The organism is Mesorhizobium sp. LSJC280B00, from assembly GCF_000502835.1.
GTDB lineage: Bacteria > Pseudomonadota > Alphaproteobacteria > Rhizobiales > Rhizobiaceae > Mesorhizobium.
Genome location: NZ_AYVL01000078.1, coordinates 1 through 6,227 on the forward strand (window position 1 = coordinate 1; position 6,227 = coordinate 6,227).

Annotated in this window: 8 protein-coding genes and 1 pseudogene; 4 read left to right on the plus strand and 5 right to left on the minus strand. The window is 59.9% G+C overall.

Annotated features, from left to right (window positions below):
- Both X773_RS77890 and X773_RS73010 read right to left on the minus strand, forming a co-directional pair.
- Positions 1 to 220: hypothetical protein (locus X773_RS77890; protein ID WP_036239875.1), on the minus strand; the 220-nt coding region annotated here is incomplete at its 3' end.
- Positions 217 to 627, minus strand: coding sequence for a hypothetical protein (locus X773_RS73010; protein WP_023680850.1), 411 nt, complete (start codon positions 625 to 627; stop codon positions 217 to 219). The genes X773_RS77890 and X773_RS73010, both read right to left, overlap by 4 nt.
- Positions 628 to 951: 324 nt before the next feature.
- On the opposite strand from X773_RS73010, the gene X773_RS73015 reads away from it, so the two are divergent.
- The 3 genes and pseudogenes from X773_RS73015 (at position 952) to X773_RS78835 (ending at position 2,535) form a co-directional block, all read left to right on the plus strand.
- Complete coding sequence (locus X773_RS73015) at positions 952 to 1,644, plus strand: ParA family protein (RefSeq protein ID WP_031213422.1); 693 nt, start codon at positions 952 to 954, stop codon at positions 1,642 to 1,644.
- A gap of 29 nt (positions 1,645 to 1,673) precedes the next feature.
- The gene (locus X773_RS73020) at positions 1,674 to 1,982 is read left to right on the plus strand and encodes a hypothetical protein (RefSeq protein ID WP_245274894.1); all 309 of its coding nucleotides are present in this window, start codon (positions 1,674 to 1,676) and stop codon (positions 1,980 to 1,982) included.
- Between the two features lie 213 nt (positions 1,983 to 2,195).
- Positions 2,196 to 2,535: pseudogene (locus tag X773_RS78835) on the plus strand (WGR domain-containing protein).
- Positions 2,536 to 2,730: 195 nt separating this feature from the next.
- Here X773_RS78835 and X773_RS73030 read toward each other — a convergent pair.
- The 3 genes from X773_RS73030 to X773_RS0140435 form a co-directional block, all read right to left on the minus strand.
- Positions 2,731 to 3,567, minus strand: coding sequence for a thermonuclease family protein (locus tag X773_RS73030; protein ID WP_023680854.1), 837 nt, complete (start codon positions 3,565 to 3,567; stop codon positions 2,731 to 2,733).
- Positions 3,568 to 3,830: 263 nt separating this feature from the next.
- Positions 3,831 to 4,349, minus strand: coding sequence for a hypothetical protein (locus tag X773_RS0140430; protein ID WP_051406276.1), 519 nt, complete (start codon positions 4,347 to 4,349; stop codon positions 3,831 to 3,833).
- Positions 4,343 to 4,855 carry a hypothetical protein gene (locus tag X773_RS0140435; protein WP_023680856.1) on the minus strand — a complete coding sequence of 171 codons (513 nt, stop codon included), beginning with the start codon at positions 4,853 to 4,855 and terminating at the stop codon, positions 4,343 to 4,345. The genes X773_RS0140430 and X773_RS0140435 overlap by 7 nt, the downstream gene beginning before the upstream one ends.
- 488 nt (positions 4,856 to 5,343) lie before the next feature.
- Here X773_RS0140435 and X773_RS73035 point away from each other — a divergent pair, with 488 nt between their 5' ends.
- The gene (locus X773_RS73035) at positions 5,344 to 5,598 is read left to right on the plus strand and encodes a hypothetical protein (protein ID WP_023680857.1); all 255 of its coding nucleotides are present in this window, start codon (positions 5,344 to 5,346) and stop codon (positions 5,596 to 5,598) included.
- Positions 5,599 to 6,227 lie beyond the last annotated feature (629 nt).

The following is a 6,227-nucleotide window of genomic DNA, read 5'->3' on the forward strand; positions in this document are numbered from 1 at the left end:
CCCCGGGAGACGTGCGCGGCACGGCCGGTTCCGGTGGCTGGCTTGCCCCGAGACCGCCCTCCCCCTTCCGGCCGCGAACCGTCTTGAACAACCCATCATCGTCATTTCCAGCAAAGGACAACAGGGCCCGACGCCGGCGCTTGCGGTTCTCTTCTTCGAAAGCCGCGCTCGCGCGAATCCGATCGGCTATGGCTTGTATGGAAGACTGGTCGAGGTTCACGCGCCCTCACCATCCAGCAGATGCGCCGCCTTCCGAAATTTCAGGCCATGGGCGATCGTCATCGCCGTCAACTCGGCGTCGACAGCTTTCACCCTCTCATCCAGTGCTTCCCAAATCGGCAACGCCGCCTCCATGGGGGCAGCGTGGCCGGAATGAATGGCATGGAGAAGCTGGCTGAGGTTTCGGCCGACCATCCGGACTTGCGAGGCCAGCGCCGCGACAGTGCGTAAATTCTCAGCTGACAGAGCGGGACCGACATCCAGGCTGGCCCGGATAATGCGCCGCAACGTCTCCGCTCGGTCAAGCTGGAACACCTTGCAGGCCTCATCCAGGAGCGCGCCCGCCTCCGGCCCAATATCGATCCGGGAACGCTTTCGGGTGTCCTTGTGGGCGGCGCTGGTGTCCAAAATTCCTCGCTATGGCGGATGGGCCTCACGTCGAAGACGGTCCAGGTCGAAGCGAAGCGACGACCTGCTCAGCCAATTTGGACCCAAATTGCGTATCTTGTCAATTCAATACGAAACATTATACTGACTCACTGACACATTATCCAGAGCCGATCATGCATCCTGCGACATTGCACCGATCTGCAAATTCATATTATCACACAGGTACTTATGCGCCTCGGCACTTTGTTGCATCGGCGCATAGTCATAATGCAAGAAAGTCGCTTTGGCGCCAAATCGCCTATGCGCCTTGACGCCAAAGTGACGCAACATTGGGAAAAAAGAATGCCGGAACAACGCGCGGTGCAAATCACAGTGGCCTCTCCCAAAGGCGGGGTCGGCAAGACCATGACCACCATCCTGCTCGCGGGCGAATTCGCCGCCGCCGGTCATCGGGTGACGGTGCTCGACACCGATCCGCAACTGTCCGCGCTGGAGTGGAGCAAAAACAGTCGCCGAGCCGGGTACGCGCTTTCAAACATCGACGTCATCCCCATCAGCTCGACCGACGACCTGATCGATCGCCTGGCGCAATCCGACGCCGAGGACCTGCTGCTGGTCGATGTGCAGGGCACGGCCGTGGCTGCACTCGGCCCGGCCGTCGCCAACGCCGACTTCGTGCTGATTCCGACGAAAGCGCACGTCTTCGATGTCAAGCAATGTCTCGGTCTGATCCGGCACATCCGCTCACTTGGAGGGCGCCACCGCGAAATTCCCCACGCGGTGATGCTCAACATGGTTTCGGGGATCGAACACAACACCATGGCCTTCCGCACGGCGATCCAGCTGCTGCGGCAGGCCAACGCAAGCGTGCTTGAGACCTTTTTGTCGCAACGGCCGACCTTCGCCTCAATCGCAACCGCCGGGACGCTTTACGAAGTCCAGCCTGTGAACAAGGCCGTGCAGGACGCTCGCGACCAGACGAATGCCCTGACCGCCGAGATCATCCGCAAACTGAACGGAGCCACCCCGCAATGAACGAGAAAAACGATCGGACCGCAAACCAATTGCCGCTGCCCGCCTTGAAACCGCGCGCCCGTTCGGATGATCCGTTCTCGCGCAACATGGCTGCCATAGTGGAATCCAGCATCAGCGAAACGGACAACCTGGAGCAGCAGACGAGACCCCGCTCGGCCAGAGAGGCGAAAGCGAAGCTCGAAAGGCCAAAGGCAGACGACGAGACAGCCCGGCTGCACACACGCATTCCTGTCTCGCAGATGATCGAGCTGCAGGTCCATTGCGCGCGCAATAGAACAACCATGCAGGAGGTGGTGCAGAGCCTGATAACGGAATTCCTTGCTCGGCAGCCGAGGTAGCCAGACGCGCCAATTAGCGTCGATTTTCGTTACGACCGACCGCGCACGATACGGCCCAACGAGGATTGGCTACATCTCTCCGGGGAAGGCCATCAAAGACGCTGCTGAACGACTGACGTTCGGTTCCATCCATCACCAGAGTGAATCGATCCGCGTCCGCTGATTCAAACCATTCATTGGACGTGCGCGTCCGGCTGCGCGATTCTATCCGCAATGATCGCGCAGCTCTATCGCCTCTGTATCGAACGCCGCGACGCGGATCGGAACATGGCGCGCTTCTATGCAATGTCGATCGAGGAGACCTTGTTCGGCCAGACCTGCCTGGTCCGGCGTTGGGGCCGGATCGGAACCACCGGCCGCACGGTACAGCACTCCTTNCCGGCGTTGGGGCCGGGTCGGAACCACCGGCCGCACGGTACAGCACTCCTTTGATACCGAGGGCGAAGCTGTTGCCCTCTTCCTCGAGCTGCTGCGCGCTAAGCGGATGCGCGGCTACCAGCCGCGATCCGCCAACCGGACGTGCAGAAGCAATCCCGTCTGCTTGACAGGCTAGCCGCTGGGGCGACGTGAGCCAGGCTTGGAACGAAGTCGCTCGTGTACGCGGCGCTGGCGCGATGTCGCCAGTCGTGAAGTCAGTGATCTCGACGCTGCCGCATGCTCGCACTTTCGGGGCCCTGCCGAAGCACTCACCGTTCCCACGGCCCGCGCCAGCGCAGTATAAAAGCAGGGCAACACCTGCCCTTGTGGCTTAACGCTTTGCTTTGCGCCAACCGGCGGCCACCGCCTCTTCGTCGCTGCAGAACCACCGCTCTCCCTTGCTGGTCGATATGACGGTGCGATCGTAATACTCTTGGCCAGGCATGTGATAGATGTGCTCACCACGGGCGTTGATGTTGCCCTTGATGTTGCAGGCACCGGGCGATGCAGCGAGCAGGGGAGCGATCGTCGATGGCTGTTCGTTGTCAGCGCGATGCTCGGCACGCCAGTCCCAGGGCGCTTCAAACGTTCCTGCCCAGATGCCAACCCTTGCTGCCTTGGCCTTCTCCTGCAGCATGGCGTAGGCACCTTGGCTGTATTTTGGCCAATCAAGAGCTTCGCCGTTCTCGACCATCCAGGCGGCGACGCTGGCACCATCGGCCCGCCTGCAATTGCCGACATAGCGGCCGTACCGATCCCATGACACAAACGTGCACTGGGTCGGTCGCGAGGCGGCGAGAAAGGCATCGAGAGCGGCGGCGGACTTCGCGCCACATTGATAGTGGAAGCCGTTGGCGTCGTCGCACTGCTGTGCTGACTCCGGTGCATCGATACCATTGAAGCGAATGCGCTGGCCATGGATCTCGATCGTGTCGCCGTCGATCACAGATGCGACCCCAGAAATTGCTACCGGTCTCGGCTTGATTACGTTCTGCAGATTGATTTCCGGCAGCGATCCGCTGTTAGGCATGACAAACTGCGTCACCAGAGCGGAAGCCGCAACCACGGTCAGGAAGACCAGCCGCATCGGCGCGCTGGCCCAGCGGCGTCCTGCGCCAGTACGCTTGCGCCACGGGCTCGACCGATCATCGTAGCGGGATTTATCCAAGCCCCTTCTCCCCAGCGCAAGAATGCGCCCAAAATACACGGAAAGTCCAGAATCCTATCAGAACCGCGCAACGGCTCGCCTGTTATGAAATCGGAGGGACATTGCCGCTCTAGGAGCTGTCATGAAACGGCTTCTATCCGCCATGTTGGCCTGCTTTAGCAATCGCTTGAACAAACACTCCGCAGGAGCGTTGACTCTCTGCCAGGAACCACCTCTGGCCACTCCAGACCCTTNTTACAGAACCCGCGCCGCACCGTCATTCGTTAGATCGACGCCACGCAACTTGGGATCGTTCCGTAAGGGGGCAAACGCTGGGTCGCTGCTAATTCGAAATTGGCATCCCACTCTGCAAACAACTCGGGGACTTCATCGACACGAAAGTATCGTTCCGCAGCGGTCTTGCTGGTTGCCTTGTCACGTCGCGCCAACCGCTCGGCTTCTGGTCGTGGAACGAGGTAGATTGCGCGAGCCTTGAACCCCTCGGACGGCAGCAGAACAATGGCCAGCCAATCGAATTGGTCATAGTCGTTGTAGCCGACATAGGCAGCACCGCGCTTAAATGTCCGCGACTTTACCGAAACACGTTGCGCTGGCCGGTCGAATGGCTGCGCGATAACATCGTAGCCGGGCCAGTTGTCGGGAACTTTCAAGGCCGGGATGCCCGCGAGCGTGAGTTCCGCGGCAACGATCATCTCGCAAGCATCGCCCATCTGCTTGGTCGTATATCGCTTCCGTGCAGTGGTCTCCATGCTGGTCGATTTGGCATCCGGAACTCTTAGCATTTGAGAAAATCCCGGTTGCCGGTGGCCCAACCCAAGCGGAGCCGCTGCCCTGACTTTAGGATCACGGTGCTCGACTTGTCAGGTTTAACTTCGGCACCGAAAAGGCTCGCGAAGGTGGCGAAATCCTCAAACCACATTTGGGCTGGCGAGAACGAGTGGACGATCATGGCGGCTTCATCGGTCTTGAAGCGCTGAGCCTCGATCAGCGCGGAAGCCGTCCTGTGCACCAACTGATAACGGATATGAAATGGCGGGACATCATCGAAGCCGAGCAAGCCGCATAGTTGGCGCATGCGCTCTCGCTTCCCCTGCGACGGCTCGGCATACCACTCGCCCACGGTCGGTCCAAACGCCTCGCTTACCTTGCCTTCGATGGTTGCAGCACAAGTCTGTTCGCCGAAGCGGATAAGCGCAAACACGTCGTTCTGGCTGTCACGGTTGCCACCGTCGAGTGGCACCCTGTGCTCGGGCAAGGCCAGTAGTAACTCGGCCGAGCCATCGAACATCTGCGCGACTTCAGCCGGTAAGCCATCAGCACTTTCCCAACAATGAGCAAGCGTCTTTGCCGAGTAGCCGGTTCGCCATTGCCTCTCAGGTTCTGCGAGGAATGCTTGCCAACTCGTCGGACCTTGGCTGGGAATATAAACCCGCGTCCGACGTGTATTTCGCAGAATGCCCAATGGATGACCCCACTAGCAGCACGTTCGCCCACTGCTGCTCACGCCCGATCCTAGCGGATGATTAGTGAACCTCGGTTTAAAGTCTGGACAGTAGGAAGCATCCCGGTTGACGATCCCGTTAGAGAACCCGAGGCGCCGCGCTGGCATCGAACAAATCGGCGATAAGAAGATATGGTGCTTGCCGTGGATAAAAACCGTTGGGCTCTACATAGACGCCTGTGCGTCAGGCGCTGCCACCGACGATCGAAGCGATGCAAGGATCGAGCGGCGGGCCCTCAGGGCTGACGTCGAGTTTTACCCAACGCAGCTTTATTATGGACCGCGCCGACCGGCATATCGCCTCAGCGCTCGGCCGCAGGCTCGGTGTGGCCAAAACAACACAATGCCTCAGGCTCTATGTCGCCCCTTCCCGTTATCTCGCGCGTGCCGGGATCCTGGTGGCGGGCAAGCCGGGCGACGGTTTAATCAGGTGGCGCTGGGCCGCAGTTATCCTTGAAGGTCAGTTGGCGACCGCCACCTGGTTTTGCACGCTGCCTCAACGCCAGAAGCGCCTCGTCTTGCGAGCATGATGGTGAAGGCTTCGACCAACTCGACGAAGAGGCCAGAAAGGAGGGCGTCACGGTGAAGAACATGGGCGTCAGGCTATGCATGAAGGCATCCTGTCTGTCTGTGAACCACTGAGCGGTTAAATAGGGTCATCGCGAAGTTCGAGCGGCAGCTGTAAAGGTAGCGTCTGGGCCATCTGCGGCTGGTGTCCATCCGGCGGGCGATGGTGATTAAGGGCTCGGGCCCACTTTGAAGGATGGCGGATTTGTCCATTTCCAGTTGACGAAACGGCGCATGCCTACAGACCTAACCGAAAGTAGACGCCGTTGTCCCGGCTCGTGAGGCGGGATGCTCGGGACTCTTTTGTGCTCGCGTAGGTGGATTGGTCGAACGTCTCAACGGTTCGCCGAGAATTTCGTCGTGCTCCGGACGATCGTCGGCGCGGCTTTGTCCTCGATCAGCATGGTGACAACATCGCGCGTGCAAACCTCGCTAATGCGCTGGGCCAAAAATGTTTCCGCCATACCGTCCAACCGGAGAGGGACGCGACCGCACCTCACGTCAGTCGGTTGACGACCGACCGATGGCGAAACTCCGAGAGCACGGCGTCTGCCGCTTAAGGATGGATGGCCGCGTACACGGCCATGGAAAT